At 65.0% G+C, this 17721-nt stretch carries 16 protein-coding genes; 6 read left to right on the top strand and 10 right to left on the bottom strand.

Annotated features, from left to right (window positions below):
- Window positions 1-89: 89 nt before the first annotated feature.
- Together GGD63_RS12805 and GGD63_RS12800 are read left to right on the top strand one after the other, a co-directional pair.
- Window positions 90-1319 (top strand): ABC transporter substrate-binding protein, encoded by a 1230-nt coding sequence (locus GGD63_RS12805; RefSeq protein WP_183242403.1) that lies wholly within the window; start codon window positions 90-92, stop codon window positions 1317-1319.
- A 291-nt stretch (window positions 1320-1610) separates the two neighbouring features.
- A complete protein-coding gene (locus tag GGD63_RS12800) occupies window positions 1611-2894 on the top strand; it encodes a glycerate kinase (RefSeq protein ID WP_183242401.1) in 1284 nt (427 codons plus the stop codon).
- Window positions 2895-2942: 48 nt separating this feature from the next.
- Here GGD63_RS12800 and GGD63_RS12795 read toward each other — a convergent pair whose 3' ends face one another.
- From GGD63_RS12795 to GGD63_RS12760, 8 genes are all read right to left on the bottom strand, one after another.
- Window positions 2943-3467: an NADH-quinone oxidoreductase subunit B family protein gene (locus GGD63_RS12795; RefSeq protein ID WP_183242399.1), complete on the bottom strand. Its 525-nt coding sequence runs from the start codon at window positions 3465-3467 to the stop codon at window positions 2943-2945.
- Window positions 3468-3470: 3 nt separating this feature from the next.
- Window positions 3471-4979, bottom strand: a complete 1509-nt coding sequence (locus tag GGD63_RS12790; protein ID WP_183242397.1) for an NADH-quinone oxidoreductase subunit C — start codon at window positions 4977-4979, stop codon at window positions 3471-3473.
- 3 nt (window positions 4980-4982) lie between these two features.
- Complete coding sequence (locus GGD63_RS12785; protein WP_183242395.1) at window positions 4983-6422, bottom strand: hydrogenase 4 subunit F; 1440 nt, start codon at window positions 6420-6422, stop codon at window positions 4983-4985.
- Window positions 6419-7081, bottom strand: coding sequence for a hydrogenase-4 component E (locus GGD63_RS12780; protein WP_183242393.1), 663 nt, complete (start codon window positions 7079-7081; stop codon window positions 6419-6421). The genes GGD63_RS12785 and GGD63_RS12780 overlap by 4 nt, the downstream gene beginning before the upstream one ends.
- A gap of 3 nt (window positions 7082-7084) precedes the next feature.
- The gene (locus tag GGD63_RS12775) at window positions 7085-8041 is read right to left on the bottom strand and encodes a respiratory chain complex I subunit 1 family protein (RefSeq protein ID WP_183242391.1); all 957 of its coding nucleotides are present in this window, start codon (window positions 8039-8041) and stop codon (window positions 7085-7087) included.
- Window positions 8038-10038, bottom strand: a complete 2001-nt coding sequence (gene hyfB, locus GGD63_RS12770) for a hydrogenase 4 subunit B (protein ID WP_183242389.1) — start codon at window positions 10036-10038, stop codon at window positions 8038-8040. Before hyfB ends, GGD63_RS12775 begins: the two co-directional genes overlap by 4 nt.
- A 34-nt stretch (window positions 10039-10072) precedes the next feature.
- Window positions 10073-10348 (bottom strand): transcriptional regulator, encoded by a 276-nt coding sequence (locus tag GGD63_RS12765; protein ID WP_183242387.1) that lies wholly within the window; start codon window positions 10346-10348, stop codon window positions 10073-10075.
- A gap of 320 nt (window positions 10349-10668) precedes the next feature.
- The gene (locus GGD63_RS12760; protein ID WP_183242385.1) at window positions 10669-11190 is read right to left on the bottom strand and encodes a MarR family winged helix-turn-helix transcriptional regulator; all 522 of its coding nucleotides are present in this window, start codon (window positions 11188-11190) and stop codon (window positions 10669-10671) included.
- A gap of 177 nt (window positions 11191-11367) precedes the next feature.
- Between GGD63_RS12760 and GGD63_RS12755 the strand changes: the two genes are divergently transcribed.
- From GGD63_RS12755 to GGD63_RS12745, 3 genes are read left to right on the top strand one after another with little or no spacing between them, the layout of a single operon-like run.
- Window positions 11368-12408 (top strand): branched-chain amino acid ABC transporter permease, encoded by a 1041-nt coding sequence (locus tag GGD63_RS12755; protein WP_183242383.1) that lies wholly within the window; start codon window positions 11368-11370, stop codon window positions 12406-12408.
- A gap of 5 nt (window positions 12409-12413) precedes the next feature.
- Window positions 12414-14183 carry an ABC transporter permease subunit gene (locus GGD63_RS12750; RefSeq protein ID WP_183242381.1) on the top strand — a complete coding sequence of 590 codons (1770 nt, stop codon included), beginning with the start codon at window positions 12414-12416 and terminating at the stop codon, window positions 14181-14183.
- Window positions 14180-14911, top strand: a complete 732-nt coding sequence (locus GGD63_RS12745) for an ABC transporter ATP-binding protein (RefSeq protein ID WP_183242379.1) — start codon at window positions 14180-14182, stop codon at window positions 14909-14911. Before GGD63_RS12750 ends, GGD63_RS12745 begins: the two co-directional genes overlap by 4 nt.
- A gap of 294 nt (window positions 14912-15205) precedes the next feature.
- On the opposite strand, the gene GGD63_RS12740 is transcribed toward GGD63_RS12745, so the two are convergent.
- Window positions 15206-15823, bottom strand: a complete 618-nt coding sequence (locus GGD63_RS12740) for a pyridoxamine 5'-phosphate oxidase family protein (RefSeq protein ID WP_183242377.1) — start codon at window positions 15821-15823, stop codon at window positions 15206-15208.
- Window positions 15824-15945: 122 nt separating this feature from the next.
- Between GGD63_RS12740 and GGD63_RS12735 the strand changes: the two genes are divergently transcribed.
- Window positions 15946-16830, top strand: coding sequence for a LysR family transcriptional regulator (locus tag GGD63_RS12735; RefSeq protein ID WP_183243058.1), 885 nt, complete (start codon window positions 15946-15948; stop codon window positions 16828-16830).
- Window positions 16831-16957: 127 nt separating this feature from the next.
- On the opposite strand, the gene GGD63_RS12730 is transcribed toward GGD63_RS12735, so the two are convergent.
- The gene (locus GGD63_RS12730; protein WP_183242375.1) at window positions 16958-17377 is read right to left on the bottom strand and encodes a PaaI family thioesterase; all 420 of its coding nucleotides are present in this window, start codon (window positions 17375-17377) and stop codon (window positions 16958-16960) included.
- Window positions 17378-17721: the final 344 nt, after the last annotated feature.

The raw sequence follows: 17721 nt of genomic DNA, 5'->3' as shown, positions 1-17721 counted from the left end.
CAACGCAAATCGTATTCAATCGCCGCCGCGTCGCCAAGAAGCCCAAAAAGAAAATGACGCACACTCATCAAGAAAATAGGGAGATTGGAATGCCCGCTGTCACCGGCAAACTTGCGGCCGCGTCACTGGCGCTCGCGCTCATTGCGGCCTCGGCCTCCACTGCATCGGCCCAGAAGAAGTACGATACCGGCGCGACCGACACCGAGATCAAGATCGGCAACATCATGCCCTACAGCGGACCGGCTTCCGCCTACGGCGTGATCGGCAAGACGGAGGAAGCGTATTTCCGCATGGTCAACGCGGAAGGCGGCATCAACGGCCGCAAGATCAACTTCATTTCCTATGACGACGGCTACTCGCCGCCGAAGACGGTGGAGCAGGCGCGCAAGCTGGTCGAGAGCGACGAGGTGCTGTTGATCTTCAACTCGCTCGGCACGCCGCCGAATTCGGCGATCCACAAGTACATGAATTCGAAGAAGGTGCCGCAACTGTTCGTCGCCACCGGCGCCACCAAGTGGAACGATCCGAAGGAGTTTCCCTGGACCATGGGCTGGCAGCCCAACTACCAGAGCGAATCCATCATCTACGCCAAATACATCCTGAAGAACCACCCGAACGCCAAGATCGCCGTGCTCTATCAGAACGACGATTACGGCAAGGACTATCTGAAAGGCTTCAAGGACGGGCTCGGCAGCAAGGCCGCCTCGATGATCCTTGTCGAGGAAAGCTATGAGGTCTCGGAGCCGACCATCGACTCCCACATCGTCAAGCTCAAGGCGACCGGCGCCGACGTGTTCTTCAACATCAGCACGCCGAAATTCGCGGCACAGGCGATCAAGAAGAATGCCGAGATCGGCTGGAAGCCGCTGCACTTCCTCAACAACGTCTCGGCCCAGATCGGAAGCGTGCTCAAGCCTGCCGGCTTCGAAAACGCGCAAGACATCATCTCATCCATCTACCTCAAGGACCCCACTGATCCGCAATGGAAAGACGATGCCGCGGTCAAGGCCTGGAACGGGTTTCTCGACAAATACTATCCAGAGGCCAATCGCGCCGACTTCAATGTGATGTACGCCTACATCGCCTCGCAAGGACTCGTGCGCGTCTTGAAGGCTTGTGGTGACGACCTGACGCGCCAGAACGTCATGAAGCAGGCGGCCAGCTTGAAGGACGTCGAAATCATCGGCCTGCTGCCGGGAGTCAAGGTCAATACCAGTCCGAGCGACTTCGCTCCGATCTCGCAGCTCCAGCTGATGCGCTTCAAGGGCGAGAGCTGGGAGCGATTTGGGGACGTCATCAACGGCGATGTCAGCGGCTAAAGCGCGATGAGATTTGGATGAATCGTCATCGCGCTTTAGGTTGTTGTTTGCGCATGATCTTTCCGGAAAACCGCTTCGCACTTTTCCGGATCATGCCTTAGGCCGAAATAGACAACGCCGGCACGGGCCCCCTGCGAGACGATCGCAGGGGGCTTTTGCTTGCGCAGCGATTATGATCACGCGATTGCACAATCGAATGATGGTAAAGCCTGCTTACGCTTTCGCGCCCGATGCGCTAGGCATATGACCGGCGGCTCCGTCGCCGCCAAGAGTCTGCTTGAGGCCATCGTCATGACCGACCGACGTCCGCTGCTCCGCGCGCTCTACGACGCCGCCGTTGCCGCCGCCCATCCGAACACTATTCTGGCGCCGCACTTACGGCCCGTGCCCCGAGGACGCGTGATCTGCCTTGCCGCCGGCAAGGGTGCCGGCGCGATGGCCGCGGCGGCGGAACGGCACTATCTCGACACGTTAAAACTCGCGCCGGAGCGGCTGGTCGGCATCGCCACCACGCGACACGGCTATGGCGTGCCGACGCGCCGCATCCGCGTGGTCGAGGCCGGCCACCCCGTACCTGACGAGGCGGGGCTGAAGGGCGCGGCCGACACGCTCGCGCTCGCAGGCGAGGCCGGACCCGACGATCTGCTGCTGGTGCTGCTCACCGGCGGCGGCTCGGCGAACTGGATCGCGCCCGTGGACGGCATCAGCTTTGCGCAGAAGCAGGCGGTCAACAAGGCGCTGCTGCGCTCAGGCGCGCCGATCGGCGAGATGAACGTCGTCAGGAAACATCTGTCGCGCATCAAGGGCGGGCGGCTCGCGCGCGCCGGCAGGAACGCGGCCGAGATCGTCACGCTCGCGATCTCCGACGTGCCGCATGACGATCCCTCCGCCATCGCCTCCGGCCCCACCGTGCCGGATCCGACCACGCTGGCGGACGCGCGCGCGATCGTCGCGAAGTACAGGCTCAATATCGACGACGCCGTGCGCCGCGCGCTCGACGACCCCAACAACGAAAGCTGCAAGCCCGGCGATGCCGCCTTCGCACACGCGTCGTTCGAGCTGATCGCGCGGCCCAAGCAATCGCTGGACGCCGCGGTGAAGCTGGCCGAGGACGCCGGCTACGAGACCATCGATCTCGGCGCCGATCTCGAGGGCGAGGCGCGCGAGGTCGCGGCCAATCATGCGAAGCTGGCGCTTGAGGCGCGCGCGCAAGGCAAGCGCATCGCGATCCTCTCCGGCGGCGAGCTCACGGTCACCGTGCGCGGCAACGGGCGCGGTGGTCCGAACCAGGAATACGCGCTGGCGCTCGCCTCCTTGTTCAAGGACACGCCGAACATTTCGGCGCTCGCCGGCGACACCGACGGCGCCGACGGCGGCGCCGGCAACCCGACCGACCCCGCCGGCGCGCTGATCGATGCTGCGACCTTCGCGAAGATGAAGGCGCAAGGGCTGCAGCCGCAGGCGTATCTGGACAACAACGACGCGACGACGTTCTTCGAAGCGACGGGCGATCTGCTGCAGCCGGGCCCGACGCTGACGAACGTCAACGACATCAGGGTGATCCTGGTGGATTAGGACTCGCTTTGTTCGATGCCATCGCGGGCGCGGATTCCAGTACGCGGCTTACCGCTTGCCGCTGACGTGCTCCAGCAGCGCGAGCAGGCCCTTCAACAAGTCCGTCGGCGACGGCGGGCAGCCCTTGATGTGCATATCCACCGGAACGGTCTCGGACACGCCGCCGACGCAGGCGTAGCTGCCTCTGAAAATACCGCCATCGATCGCGCAGCCGCCGACCGCGACGACCCATTTCGGATCGGGCGTCGCGTTGTAGGTCCGCTCCAGCGCCTCTCGCATGTTCTTCGTCACCGGACCCGTGACCAGCAGCACGTCGGCGTGCCGCGGCGAGGCGACGAAGCGCAGGCCGAAACGTTCGATGTCGTAGAAGGCGTTGGACAGCGCGTGGATCTCGAGCTCGCAGCCGTTGCAGGACCCGGCATCGACCTCGCGAATGGCGAGAGAACGCCCAAGCCTGGCCTGGGCGGCGCGGTCGACTTTGGCTGCAAGCTCCGCCAGCGCCGCCTCGTCCGGCGCCGGCGCGGGCTCCGTCAGCGAGCCATGGGTGAGGCTTTCGAGCAGGGTCTTGCGCATGGCTTAGAGGTCCGCGCCCGAATAGGAACAATTGAACGATTTATTGCAGAGCGGGAAATCGGCAATAATGTTGCCCTCGATCGCAGTTTCCAGCAGCGGCCACTGGAACCACGAGGCGTCGCGCAGGTGGCAGCGTTCGACGCGCAACTCACCATCGAGCCGCAGCCAGACCAGCACGTCGCCGCGGAACGCTTCCGTCAGCGCCAGGCCTTCGCATGCGCCCCGCCCGGCCGGCGGCGCGCTCCTGATCTCGCCCGGCTCCATCAGGTCGAGGATCTGCGCGATCAGCTCGACGCTCTGCTCGACCTCGCGGATGCGGATCCAGACCCGTGCGTTGACATCGCCGCCTTCCAGCACCGGCACCTCGAACGACAATTGATCGTACGGCGCGTAAGCGAGCGTGCGTCGTGCATCGAAATTGCGGCCCGAGGCGCGGCCGACATAGCCGCCGGCGCCGAACTGCCGCACATAGTCCGCCTTCACGATGCCCGTGGTGACGGTGCGGTCCTGCAAGGATGCGGTGTTGTCGTAAAGCTCGATCAGGCGCGGGAATACCTTCTTGATTTCAGCAAGCAGCGTTCGCAGCGCCGGGATACCGTCCGGCGCGATGTCGCGCGCCACGCCACCGGGCACGACGACGTCCATCATCAGGCGATGGCCGAACGCAGCATCCGCAGCGCGCAGGGTCCGCTCGCGCAAAATGCCGGTCTGGGCATGCATCAGCGCGAACGACGCATCGTTGCAGATCGCGCCGATGTCGCCGAAATGATTGGCGAGCCGCTCCAATTCCGCCATCAGCGCCCGCAAGTACGTCGCGCGCCGCGGCACCTCGATGTCGAGCGCGGCTTCCGCCGCGCGGGCAAAGGCGAAAGCGTAGGCCACCGCGCTGTCGCCGGAGGTGCGGTTGGCGAGCTTTGCCGCCGCCTCGAGGCTCGCGCCCTGCATCAGCGACTCGATGCCCTTGTGGGTGTAGCCGAGCCACTGCTCCAGTCGCACCACATGCTCGCCATTGGCGGTGAAGCGGAAATGGCCGGGCTCGATGATCCCGGCATGGACGGGGCCGACCGCCACCTGATGCAACGCCTCGCCCTCGGCCGGAAGGAACTGGTACGGCTGCACGTCGCGCGATGCATTGCGGCCCGAGAGCGGATAGGATTTGCCCCAGACGTAGTGATCGAGCCATGGCCGCAGATCGTCAGCGGCAGTTGGAACAAGCCCGAAGAGATCATGGATGGTCCGTTCCAGCCGAAGCGCGGGCGGATGACGGCTGGCGACGCTTGGAAACGTGCCGGCGGTACACGCGTAGGTGACGACCACGATCTCGGCCGAGCCTCCGTCGAACAGCGCCATATGCACCGCCGCCGGCTCGCCCCAGAAGCCAAGCAGTGTGAGGCCTCCCTCGACCAGTCGATCGATCGCCGCCTGCCAGCCCGCCTCCGTCACGACCGCGCGCGGCCAGGGCCGGTGCGACAGCACCGCATTGACATGGGGGATGCCGTCGAGGATGCCCATGGCCTACCCCAGCAGCTTCGCGACGTTCTGGAAGCCGGTGACCAGCACCGGCGGCAGATAAAGGCCGGCCATCAGCACCAGCGCGAGATGCGTAAACATTGGCACATAGGACGCCTCCGCCGGCGCGGTAGGTCCCTTGGGTTCGCCGAACATCACAGAGCCGATGCGCAGCAGGAGGCCGCCGAGCGCGATGATGATGCCGAGCACCAGGATCACCGTCAGCCAGGGCGCGCGGGCGAAAGTCGAGCTCACCACCAGGAACTCGCTCATGAAGATGCCGAGCGGCGGCAACCCGACGATGGCGATGACGCCGAGCATCAATCCCCAGCCGAGCACGGGATTGGTCACCGTAAGTCCACCGATGTCGGCGATCTTCTGCGTGCCCTTGACCTGCGCGATGTGACCGACGGCGAAGAAGATCGCCGACTTGGTCAGGGAATGCATGGTCATGTGCAGCAGGCCGGCAAAATTCGCGAGCGGCCCGCCCATGCCGAAGGCGAAGACGATGATGCCCATATGCTCGATCGAGGAGTAGGCGAACATCCGCTTGATGTCGCGGCGGCGGTAGAGCATCAGCGAAGCGAAGATCACCGAGATCAGGCCCATCGTCACCATCAACGGCCCCGGCGCGATGGCCGCGAGATTGACCGCGAGCATCATCTTGAAGCGCAACAGCGCGTAGAGCGCCACGTTGAGCAGGAGGCCCGAGAGCACCGCCGAGATCGGCGTCGGGCCCTCCGCATGGGCATCGGGCAGCCAGGCGTGCAGCGGCGCGAGGCCGACCTTGGTGCCGTAGCCGAGCAGCAGGAAGACGAAGGCGACGTTGAGCAGCGCCGGGTCGAACTGTGCGGCGTGCTTCACCAGTACCGTCCACACCATGCCATCGAGCCCCTCGCCGACCACGGGGCGCGCCGCCATGTAGACCAGGATGGTTCCGAACAGCGCCAGCGCGATGCCGACGCTGCCGAGGATGAAGTATTTCCAGGCCGCTTCCAGCGCCTCGTGGGTGCGGTAGATGCCGACCATCAGCACGGTCGTCAGCGTCGCCACTTCAACTGCCACCCACATCAGGCCGATATTGTTGGCGACGAGCGCGAGGTTCATCGCGAACATCAGCGTCTGATACATCGCGTGATAGAAGCGCAGGAACGTCGGCGTCAGGCGTCCGATCTCGATCTCGTGCTGGATATAGCTCGCGCTGAACACCGATGTGGTGAAGCTGACGAAGGTGGTCAATACGATGAAGACCTTGTTGAGGTCGTCCACCAGCAGATACTGCCCTGACACCGGCTCGACCACGAACAGCGAGAGCGAGGTCAGGAAGGTCGCGAACGCTGCCACCACGTTCAGCTTCGCCGTCTGCCTATAGCCCGGCAAAATCACCAGCAGCGCCGCCGAGACGGCCGGGATCACGAGGATGGCGCTGAGGACGTCGATGCTCATCGCCGCTCTCCGCGGAAACGATCGAGCGCCTGCATGTCCACGCTGTCAAAGCGCTCGCGGATGCGGAACAGGAAGATGCCGATCACGATGAAGGCGATCAGCACCGAGAAGGCGACGCTGATCTCGACCACCAGCGGCATGCCCTTGGCGCCGGTTGCCGCCAGCACCAGCCCGTTCTCCAGCGACATGAAGCCGACGACCTGGCTCACCGCGTTGCGCCGCGTCACCATGATCAGGAGCCCCAGCAGCACCACCGACAGCGCGAAGGCGAGGTCCTCGCGCGCGAGCGCATCTGCGCCCGGCGTCACCCGCAGCATCACCACCATCGACAGTGCGACGAGGCCGATGCCGGCCATCATGGTCAGCCCGATCCCGATCACGTTCTCGATCTCGCGGTGGATACCGAGCCGCTTGATGATCCGGTGCAGCGCCACCGGGATGATGATGGCCTTGAACACCAGCGCGATCAGCGCCGTGACATAGAGATGCGGCGCCTGTTGCACATAGGCCTGCCAGGCCACCGACAGCGCCAGCACGCCGGCATGCACCGCATAGACGTTGAGCAGCGCATAGAGCCGGTCCTGGTAGAGCATCATGAAGCTCGCCAGCACGAGGGAGCCGGCGAGCAGGTGGGCGATATCGAATTGCAGGCTGCTCATCTGTCAGAGGCTCCCCGACACGAAGCGCACCAGGGTGGCGAGCAACGCCAGCATCAGCGCCGCGCCCAGGAACTCGGGAATCCGGAACACGCGCATCTTGGCGATCGACGTCTCGAACACGGCGAGCAAAAAGCCAAGAAGCGTCAGCTTGCCGAGATAGAGCAGCGCGCCAAAGACCAGCCTCGCAACGCTCGCGTCCGCGGTCGCCATCCCCCATGGCAGGAACACGCAGGCGATCAGCGAGACATAGAGCAGGAGCTTGAGCTGTGACGACAGATCGATCAGCGCGAGATGCCGCCCCGAATATTCCAGCACCATGGCCTCGTGCACCATGGTCAGCTCGAGATGGGTGGCGGGGTTGTCGACGGGAATACGGGCATTCTCCGCCAGCGCCATGATAGTCAGTGCCACGAATGCCATGCCCAGCGACACGCGCAAGCCGACCGCGTCCGAGCCCATGAACTCGGCCACGTTGGCGAGTTGGGTCGAGCCGGCGATCATCGCAACCGAGAATACCGTAATCAGCATCGCGGGCTCGGCGAGGGAGGCGATCATGACCTCGCGGCTGGAGCCGATGCCGCCGAAGGCGGTGCCGACATCCATGCCGGCGAGCGCCTGGAAGAAACGGGCGCTGCCGAGCAGCGCAATGATGGCGATGAGGTCGGCGGTCCAGGAAAACAACAGACCATTGCCGAAAGTCGGCACCAGCGAGGCGGCGACCCAGGTGCCCGAGAAGATCAGATAGGGAATGACGCGGAACAGCCATGATGCATTGTCCGCGAGCACGACGTCCTTGCGCATCAGGCGAATGAGGTCGCGATAGGGCTGAAGCAGCGGCGGCCCGCGCCGGCGCAGCAGCCGCGCCTTCACCTTGCGCACGAAACCCGTCAGCAGCGGCGCGAGCCCCAGCACCAGCGACATCTGGGCGCCCTGGGAGAGGATGTCGCGCAGCTCGTTCATAGCGCCACCACCAGCAGCAGCACGATCAGCGCCACGAAGACCAGCGTCAGGTAGCGGCGGATGGTGAGGAACTGGAGGATATTGATGCGGTCCGTCGCAAAGCCGACGACCATCGCAATCGGCGCGTACAGCGCATCCCAGATCAGATCGCGCAGCTCGACCCGGAGCCGCGCAGGACGCGGCGAGGACGGCGGCGGCATCTCGCCGATCTCGCGCGCGGCAAAGATGACGCTGCCGAACACGCGCCGGATCGGCTGCGAGAAGCTGGAAGCCGAGTACTGGATCGCCGGGTTTGGATCGGGATAGCCGCAATCCCAGGCCGGTGCGCGGCGCAAGCGATCGGAGGCGAGACGGTGAATGGCCGATGCCGCCGCCGTGCCGCAGAGTGCTGCGAACACGAACACCAGAAGGCCGTTATAGGAGCTGCGGCTTTCCGCAATCGGCACGATGGTGAGCCACTGCAATCCGACCTGATGCGGCATGATGTTGCCGACCATAGCCTTGCTCACCGGCGCCAGCGCATCGATGAACAGCCCGGGCAGAATACCGGCAATGAGGCAGAAGGCGGCAAGCACGAGCATCGCGGTCAGCGAGAAGCGGTCGGTCTCATGCGCTGACGCCGCGACATCCGAACGCGGCCGGCCGAGGAAGCTGATGCCATAGAGCTTGACGAAGCAGGCCGCGGCAAAGGCGGCCGCGAGCGCCAGCAAGCCGCCGACCGCCGGAATCACCAGCTTGAGGCCCCAGGAGGGCAGTTGCGGTGAGAGCAGGATCGCCTGGAAGGTCAGCCATTCCGAAACGAAGCCGTTGAACGGCGGCAATGCCGAGATCGCGACGCAGCCGATCAGCATCGCGAACGCCGTCTTCGGCATGCGATGGATCAGCCCGCCGAGCTTCTCCATGTCGCGCTCGCCTGTTGCTCCCAGCACCGCGCCGGCGCCGAAGAACAGCAGGCTTTTGAACAGCGCATGATTGAAGACGTGCAGCATCGCCGCGGTGAAAGCCAGCGCCGCCACCCAGTCGAGCCCTTCCGCCTTGAAAGCCAGTGCCAGCCCGAGGCCGGTGAAGATGATGCCGATGTTCTCAATCGTTGAATAGGCGAGCACGCGCTTGATATCGCGCTGCATCAGCGCATAGAGCACGCCCAGCGTCGCCGTCGGACCGCCGACCAGCAACACCACCATGCTCCACCACCACACCGGTTCGGGCAGAAGGTCAAAGACGATGCGCACGAAGCCGTAGACGGCGACCTTGGTCATGACGCCGCTCATGAGGCCGGAGACGTGGCTGGGTGCGGCGGGATGGGCGAGCGGCAGCCAGGCGTGCAGCGGTACCAGGCCAGCCTTGGAGCCGGCGCCCAGCAGCGCGAGGATCACCACCATTCCGGTCACTGCAGCAGAAGGATGCGAGGCTCGGATCGCATCGAAATCGTAACCGGCGCCGCTCGCGAGCAGGCCGAACGCGAGCAGCAGCGCCAGCGTGCCGAAACTCGCCATCAGAAGATAGACGTAGCCGGCGCGGATATTCTCGGCCTCCCGGTGATGCGACACCACCAGCGCCCAGGAGGTCAGCGACATGAATTCCCAGGCGACCAGGAAGCTGAAGGCATCGTTCGCCAGCACGACGATGTTCATCGCTGCGAGATAGGCAGGATAGAACGGCAGCACGCGGCCGGGGGAGTCCTCGTGCCGGCCGTAACCGAGCGCGAAAAGGCTCGCAGCGACGCCGCCAAGATTGATGACGACGAGGAAGAAGGCGGACAGCGCATCGAGCCGGAAATGGGCACCGAGCCAGGGCAGGCCGATCGGCAGTGTCGCGCTCGGCGTCAGTTGAGGGACATAGAGCAGATCGGACAGCGCCGTGACACATAGCGTCGATGTGGCGATCAGGCATCCGCCGTAAAGGATGATCGAGCCGCGCGGGCGCGTCGACAGCACGACCCCCGCAGGCGCCAGAGCGAGCAGAGCCGCCACTGACCATAGCGCCACGGCGATCATGGCCGCTCCTGGGTCATGATTTGCGCGCGCGTCGTCATCGCTCTTGGCCGCCCGCACTCGGAGGTGGAGACCTCAGCCGCACACCGCGGCCCCCGGCGCTCGACACCGCCCCCTCGGCGATCAGCTCGATGCCGGCAAGCGACAGCGCCTCAACCAGCTTCACCAGGGAATCGACATTGCCGCGGATCACCCCTTCGGAGGCCTCCATGCGCTGGATCGTCGGCAATGACAGCGAACAGCGCTGCGCGAGTTCGCGCTGGTCAATCCTGAGCAAGGCACGGGCGGCTCGAAGCTGCGCGGCGGTGATCACGGGCAGGATATCCGTGGCAGTTACGGTGATTGATTAACCAAGCTTAGGGTGCGCAGAATGACGTTTCAAGCATCATTTTCTATATGCGGCGCATCATACCGCTCGACGTCCTCGGAGCTCGTACCCTCCGGGCGCGTGTCGCGCGAACCCCACCCAATGCGCAATTGCGGATCTACATCTGGCCCTGCGGCCATCCCGGAATGACGGAGCGACGCGGATGCCGGGGACAAAACCTGGTCAAGCCCGGGCATGACGACCGCGCAAATGCGGCTCGAGCTGCCGGGGGCGCGCTCGCGCGCACCCAGGAATGCCTGTCCGCCTCAAAAGTCGTTGGCGATCTTCGAGAGCATCTCGATCAGGGCTTCACGGTTGGCCTGGCCAAGCAGATCGTTCAGCCGCGCCTCGTGCTTGCTGGCGACGAGCTTCTTCGCCCGCGCCAGCACGGCCTTGCCCTTGTCGGTCAGCACCAGGATATGCGAGCGGCGGTCGTTGGTGGAGCGGATCCGCGCGCAAAGATCGCGGCTCTCGAGATTGTCGAGCATGGCCACGAAGTTCGGGCGCAGGATGCCGAGCGTGGAGGCGATCTCGGTCTGGTTACGGCCCGGGTTCTTCTCGACCAGCAGCAGCACCGAGAACTGCGCCGGCGTCAGCTGGAGCGAGGCCATGCAGCGCAAAAAGTTCTCGAACACCTTGAGCTGCGCACGCTTCAGGACATAGCCGAGCTGCTCGGAAAGTTCGCCGAGCTGGAGGGCTTCCGCCTGCGGCTCGCCCGCGTCCTTGCGGCCCTTGGCCGCGTCGGCAGGCTTTTCGGAAGACTTTTCAGCGGTTTTGGAAACGGTCATCGCCTCGTGCTCGTAATCCCGCTAAATTCGGGGCGGGTCGCTCCCCGCCCTTGATGTTATATTTGATAATTGTTATGGACCATATCAAATATCGTCAGCGTATTTCAATGGCTGTGAGGGGACCATCCACCGCAATTGCGGAGGCCGGTCCTCGATCTTGAGGGGGAGCGTCCGGTCTTGAACACCACTATCATGCTGTTCCTGCTGCAGGACGGCATCACCAATGGCGCAATCTACGCGCTGCTCGGCCTGGCGCTGGTGCTGGTGTTCGCCGTCACCCGGGTGATCCTGATTCCCCAGGGCGAATTCGTCACCTACGGCGCGCTGACCTACGCCTCGCTGGCCGCGGGCCAGATGCCGGGCACGGCCAAGCTTGCGCTCGCGCTTGGCATCGGCGCCTTCGCGTTCGACCTGTTCGTGGCGCGCAAGGCGCTGCATGGGCGGTTGGTCGTGCGCAGCTTCATCACCAACATTGTGCTGCCGGCGATCGTGCTGGCCCTGACCATCTATTTCGCCGCTCAGAAGCCGCCGGTGGCGGTCTGCATCGCGCTGTCACTGCTGATCGTAGCGATGATCGGCCTCTATCTCTACCGCGTCGCGTTCCAGCCCCTGGCGCACACCTCCGTGCTGGTGCTGCTGATCGCATCCGTCGGCGTTCACCTTGCGCTGCAGGGCCTCGGCCTCTTGTTCTTCGGCGCCGAGGGCCAGCGCGGGCCTGCCGTGCTGTCCGGCGCCTTCACCGCCGGCGCGCTGCGCTTCACCGGACAGAGCATCACCGTCTACGCCATCACCATCGCCTTCATCGTCGGGCTCCGGCTGTTCTTCGGCCTGACGCTCTACGGCAAGGCGCTGCGCGCAACCGCCGTGAACCGGTTGGGAGCGCGGCTGGCCGGCATCCGCACCACGCTGTCGGGGCAGATCGCCTTCCTGCTGGCCTCCGTCATCGGCGCGCTGTCGGGCATCATGATCGTGCCGATCACGACGCTCTACTACGACTCGGGCTTCCTGATCGGCCTGAAAGGCTTCGTCGCCGCCATCATCGGCGGGCTCGTCAGCTATCCCCTCACCGCCGTCGCGGCGCTGGTCGTCGGCATCGTCGAGGCGTTCTCGTCCTTCTATGCCTCCAACTACAAGGAAGTGATCGTCTTCATGCTGCTGATCCCCGTGCTGCTGCTACGCTCGCTCGCCGCGCCCGCGGTCGAGGAAGAGAAGGACTGAGGCGCATGCAGAGCCGGCTTCCCATCTTCATCTTCGCAGCTGTCATGGCGGCGATCCCGTTTGTTCCGGGCATGCCGCCGTTCTGGATCGTGCTGCTCGACAATATCGGCCTTGCCGCGCTGGTCGCCATGGGCCTCGTCCTGCTGACCGGCGTCGGCGGCCTCACCTCGTTCGGGCAGGCAGCCTTCGTCGGCTTCGGCGCCTACACCACCGCCGTGCTGTCGACGGCCTACGGCCTGTCGCCGTGGCTGACGCTGCCGCTGTCGCTGCTGGTCAGCGGATCGCTGGCGGTGCTGCTCGGGCTGATCACGGTCCGCCTTTCGGGCCACTATCTGCCGCTCGGCACGCTCGCCTGGGGGCTCGGGCTGTTCTACCTCTTCAGCAAGCTGGAGTTTCTGGGCCGCAATGACGGCATCTCGGCGATCCCGCCGCTGTCGATCGGCGCGTTCAAGATGCTTTCGCCCGGCTCGATCTATTACGCGATCTGGGTCGCCGTGATCCTCTCGGCGCTGCTGACGATGAACCTCCTGGACTCCCGCACCGGACGCGCCATCCGCGCGCTGCGGCGCGGCCATGTCGCGGCCGAGGCTTTTGGCATACACACGCCGCGGGCCAAGCTCCTGGTGTTCATCCATGCCGCGGTGCTGGCTGGCCTTTCGGGGTGGCTCTACGCGCACCTTCAGCGCGCGGTGAACCCGACGCCGTTCGGCGCCCAGGCCGGCATCGAATATCTCTTCATCGCGGTGGTCGGCGGCGCCGGCTATGTCTGGGGCGGCGTGCTGGGCGCGGCGATCGTGGTGGTGCTGAAAGAGGTGCTGCAAAGCTACCTGCCGCTGATCCTGCCAGGCTCCGGCCAGGTCGAGACCATCGTGTTCGGCATCATGCTGGTGGCGCTGCTGCAGCTCGCCCCCGGCGGCCTCTGGCCCTGGCTGATGTCCTTCCTGCCCGAGCGCACGAGCGGAAAGAAGCCGGACACCTCGCTGAAGCTGGAGCAGCGCAGCCGCGCGCCCGCCGAGGCCGGCGTGCTGCTCCAGGTCGAGAAAGCGCGCAAGCAATTCGGCGGCGTGGTCGCGGTCAACAACGTCTCCTTCGACGTCCAGGCAAAGGAGATCGTCGCGCTGATCGGCCCGAACGGCGCCGGCAAGAGCACCACCTTCAACCTGATCACCGGCGTGCTGTCGGCGACCTCGGGCTCGATCTCGGTGCTGGGCAAGAAGGTCGACAAGGCGCCGCCACAGGAGATCGTCAAGCTCGGCATCAGCAGGACCTTCCAGCATGTGAAGCTGGTCCCTGACATGACCGTGCTGGAGAATGTCGCGATCGGCGCGCATCTGCGCGGCCATTCCGGCCCGATCTCCTCGATGTTGCGGCTCGATCGCGCTGACGAGGCCAGGCTGCTGGCGGAAGCCGCCCGCCAGATCGAGCGCGTCGGCCTCACCGAGCAGATGCACCAGCTCGCGGGCTCGCTCTCGCTCGGCCAGCAGCGCATCGTCGAGATCGCCCGCGCGCTGTGCGTCGATCCGATGCTGCTGCTGCTCGACGAGCCGGCGGCGGGCCTCCGCCACATGGAGAAGCAGCGCCTCGCTACCCTGCTCCGCGAGCTGCGCGACGGCGGCATGAGCGTGCTCTTGGTCGAGCACGACATGGGCTTCGTCATGAACCTCGCCGACCGCATCGTGGTGCTCGATTTCGGCACCAAGATCGCGGAAGGCACGCCCGCCACGATCAAGACCAATCCCGAAGTGATCAAGGCCTATCTCGGAGTGGCGGCATGAGCGCGCTGTTGTCCGTCACCGATGCTCATGTCGCCTATGGCAAGGTCGAGGCCGTACGTTCGGTCTCGCTCGAGGTCGGCACCAACCAGATCGTCACCATCGTCGGCGCCAACGGCGCCGGCAAGACCACGCTCTTGTCGGCCATCATGGGCATCCTGCCGCTGAAAGGCCGCGTCGCCTTTGCCGGGCAGGATCTCGCCCGGCTCGACATCGAGGACCGCGTCGCGATGGGGCTCGGCCTCGTCCCCGAGCACCGCGAATTGTTCGTGACCATGAATGTCGAGGATAATCTCGAACTTGGTGCCTTCCGCATCGAGCGGAGCCGGGCGAAGTCCTCGATCGAGCGGGTCTACACGCTGTTTCCGCGACTGAAGGAGCGACGCAAGCAGCTCGCCGGCACCTTGTCCGGCGGCGAGCAGCAGATGCTCGCAATGGGCCGCGCACTGATGGGCGAGCCGAAGCTCTTGATGCTGGACGAGCCGAGCCTCGGCCTCGCCCCGATCATCGTCGCCGACATCTTCCGCATCATCACCGAGCTCCGCGCCGGCGGCGTCTCCGTGCTGCTGGTCGAGCAGAACGCACAGGCCGCGCTGAAGATCGCGGACCAGGCCTATGTGATGGAGCTCGGCGAGTTCGTGCTCAGCGGCAAGGCCAGCGACATCGCCGCGAACGAGCGGGTGGCGGCGAGCTATCTCGGCTTCCAGCATGAAGGCGCGAGTGTGATTTAGGTCTCTCCTTTCCCTCTCCCCGTTCTTACGGGGAGAGGGTCGGGGTGAGGGGCTGCCTCCGCGCAGATGGTGATAGCCGGGCTCGCAATCTCTCCTCGTCATTGCGAGCGCAGCGAAGCAATCCAGAATCTTTCCGCGGAGACACTGGATTGCTTCGCTGCGCTCGCAATGACGGTGTGGATAGAGCAGGCGCTATATCAAGCAGATCGATTCGCGGAGGCTCCCCTCACCCGGATCGCATCTGCGATGCGATCCGGCCTCTCCCCGCACGCGGGGAGAGGCGAAGACGGCCGCTCAAGTCGTCTCCCCCTTCAACACCGCCACCTCTGCCTCGAGCTCCGCGATGCGCTGATCCCTCGCCGCCAGTGCTGCCGCGACATCGCCCGCATCGAACTTCTGCGGGATGTGCTGCGGGCAGTTGGTGTCCCAGGCCGTGATCTTGAACAGGATGACCTGCTCCGGCCGAGCGCGGTAACCCTTTGGCATCAGCGACGTCGTCAGCGCCTCGTCGTCCTCGACCACGCGCGCCTCGCCCCAGATCTTGACCCGGCGGCGATGGGCGTAGTCCATCACGAAGATGTACGCCTTGGGATTCTCCGAGAGATTGCCCTGGGTGATGAATTGCTGGTTGCCGGCATAGTCGGCGAAGGCGAGCGCCTGCTTGTCCAGCACTTTGAGAAATCCCTTCGGGCCGCCGCGGTGCTGGATGTAGGGCTGGTCGTCGGCCGAGGCGGTGGCGAAGTAGAAGCTGTTGGCGTCAGCCAGGAAGGCTTCGAGGTTTTCATCGACCTCGGTGCGCCAGCCGCGCTGCTCGCTACGCGCGTAGGCCTCGCGCGAGCCCTTGCGCGCCTGGATCGCCTTCACTGCCGGCGAGAAGGCCACATCGCTGGCATAGGTGTGTACTGCCGTCATCGGAGCATCTCCTGAAATTCCGGCGCATTGCTGCGTCTCTCGCGGTCCAAGATGGCTCCTTCAGCGCTTAAAACAATCGATCGCCTTGACACTTCATCGTTGCGATATATGCAATAATGTCTATGGACCGCCTGGAAGCCATGCACGTCTTCGTCACCGTCGCCGATCTGCGCGGCTTCGCGCCGGCCGCGCGAAAACTGCGGCTGTCGCCCTCGGCGGTGACGCGGCTGATCGCGGCGCTGGAGGAACATCTCGGCGCGCGGCTGCTGCAGCGGACCACACGGCAGGTGGCGCTGACCGACGTCGGCACGCGCTACCTGGAGCGCGCGCGGCGCATCCTCGCCGATGTCGAGGAGGCCGACGGCTCCGCGCGCGAGGAGCGCAACCGGCCGAGCGGGCGCCTCGTGGTATCGGCCCCGGTCGGCTTCGGCCGGCTGCATGTCGGGCCGGTCATGACCGCCTATCTCAAGCGCTATCCCGAAGTCGCCGCCGAGCTCAGGCTGTCGGACCACCTCGTCAATCTCGTGGAAGACGCCGTCGACGCCGCGGTGCGGATCGGCCATCTCGCCGATTCCTCGCTCGTCGCGCGCCAAGTCGGCGGGATGCGGCGGATCGTGGTGGCCGCGCCCGGCTATTTGAAGCGCCATGGCGAGCCGAAGGCGCCGGAAGCGCTGCGCGAACACCAGACCATCCAGTTCGGCCCATCGGCCAGCTGGCACTTCGTGCAGGACGGCCGCGACATCGAGGTCACGCCATCGCCCCGCTTCACCAGCAACAGCGCCGACGCTGCGCTGCAATATGCCGAGGCCGGCGGCGGCGTGACGCGGGTGCTGGCCTATCAGGCCGCCGAGGGGCTGAAGCGCGGGCGCCTGAAAATCGTGCTGGCGAAATACGAGCAGCCGGCGCTGCCGATCCACATCGTCTACCCGACCTCGCGCCTGCTCTCGGCCAAGGTACGCGCGTTCATCGATCTCGTCGTGGAGACGGCGGAGTGGAGGTTCGGTTGATCACTGTCATTCCGGGGCTCGCGAAGCAAGAACTATGGTGCGCCCTCGCGCACCGGAGAATCTCGAGGTTCTCAGGTGCGCAACTGCGCACCATAGTTCGGTGCTTCGCACCGCCCCGGAACGACAACTAACCCTTCTTTGGTACCACGCGGAACGTGCCGCTCGCCCGCGCGATCACAACGTCGTCGGCCTTGATCAGGCACTGCGCGAAACAGATCGTCTTGCCGGTCTTGATCACGTCGCTCTCGATCGAACACCATTGGCCGATCTCCGCAGAGCTGGCGAAATCGACCGTGAGCGAGACCGTCACGAACGACGTGGTCCAGCCCGTCGCCTGCGCGCAGCTATAGCCCATGGCGTTGTCCGCGAGCGCGGTGATGAGGCCGCCATGGATCAGGCCGCGGCCGTTGGTGTGCGGTTTTGCCAGCCGCAGGCCGATGATGACGGCCTTGTCGGTCTTCTTCGCGTAAAGTGGTTCCCATGGCTCGGTGAGCGGGCTCTTGCGAAAGAGCGGCTCGAAGCCGGCGGGAATGTCGGTGGAGGTCATGGCTGTCTCGCGTGTCGTTGGCTGCCGCCATTGAACGCGATGTGAATGACAGTTTCACCGCCTACAAAGTTTTAAACGGGATTTGCGCGGGTGTTTGAAATGGGCACTCCCGTCGCCTCACCTACACTGTCATCACCCGCGAAAGCGGGTGATCCAGTATTCTAGAGACGGTAGTGATTGAACCGAGAAGCCGCAGCGTACTGGATGCCCCGCCTTCGCGGGGCATGACAGTCTTTGTCAAATCGGCAGTGCCGTAGGACCTCCTACCCGTGGTCAAGGGGGAGCGTCCTTGAATAGGGCAATATCGTAGCGCCGTGCTCGATGCAGTCCAGGACGCTGCGCGC

Source organism: Bradyrhizobium sp. cir1, from assembly GCF_014198245.1.
Taxonomy (GTDB): Bacteria; Pseudomonadota; Alphaproteobacteria; order Rhizobiales; family Xanthobacteraceae; genus Bradyrhizobium.
Note: the sequence above shows the minus strand (reverse complement) of the source record. Positions and strands in the feature narration are given on the sequence as shown.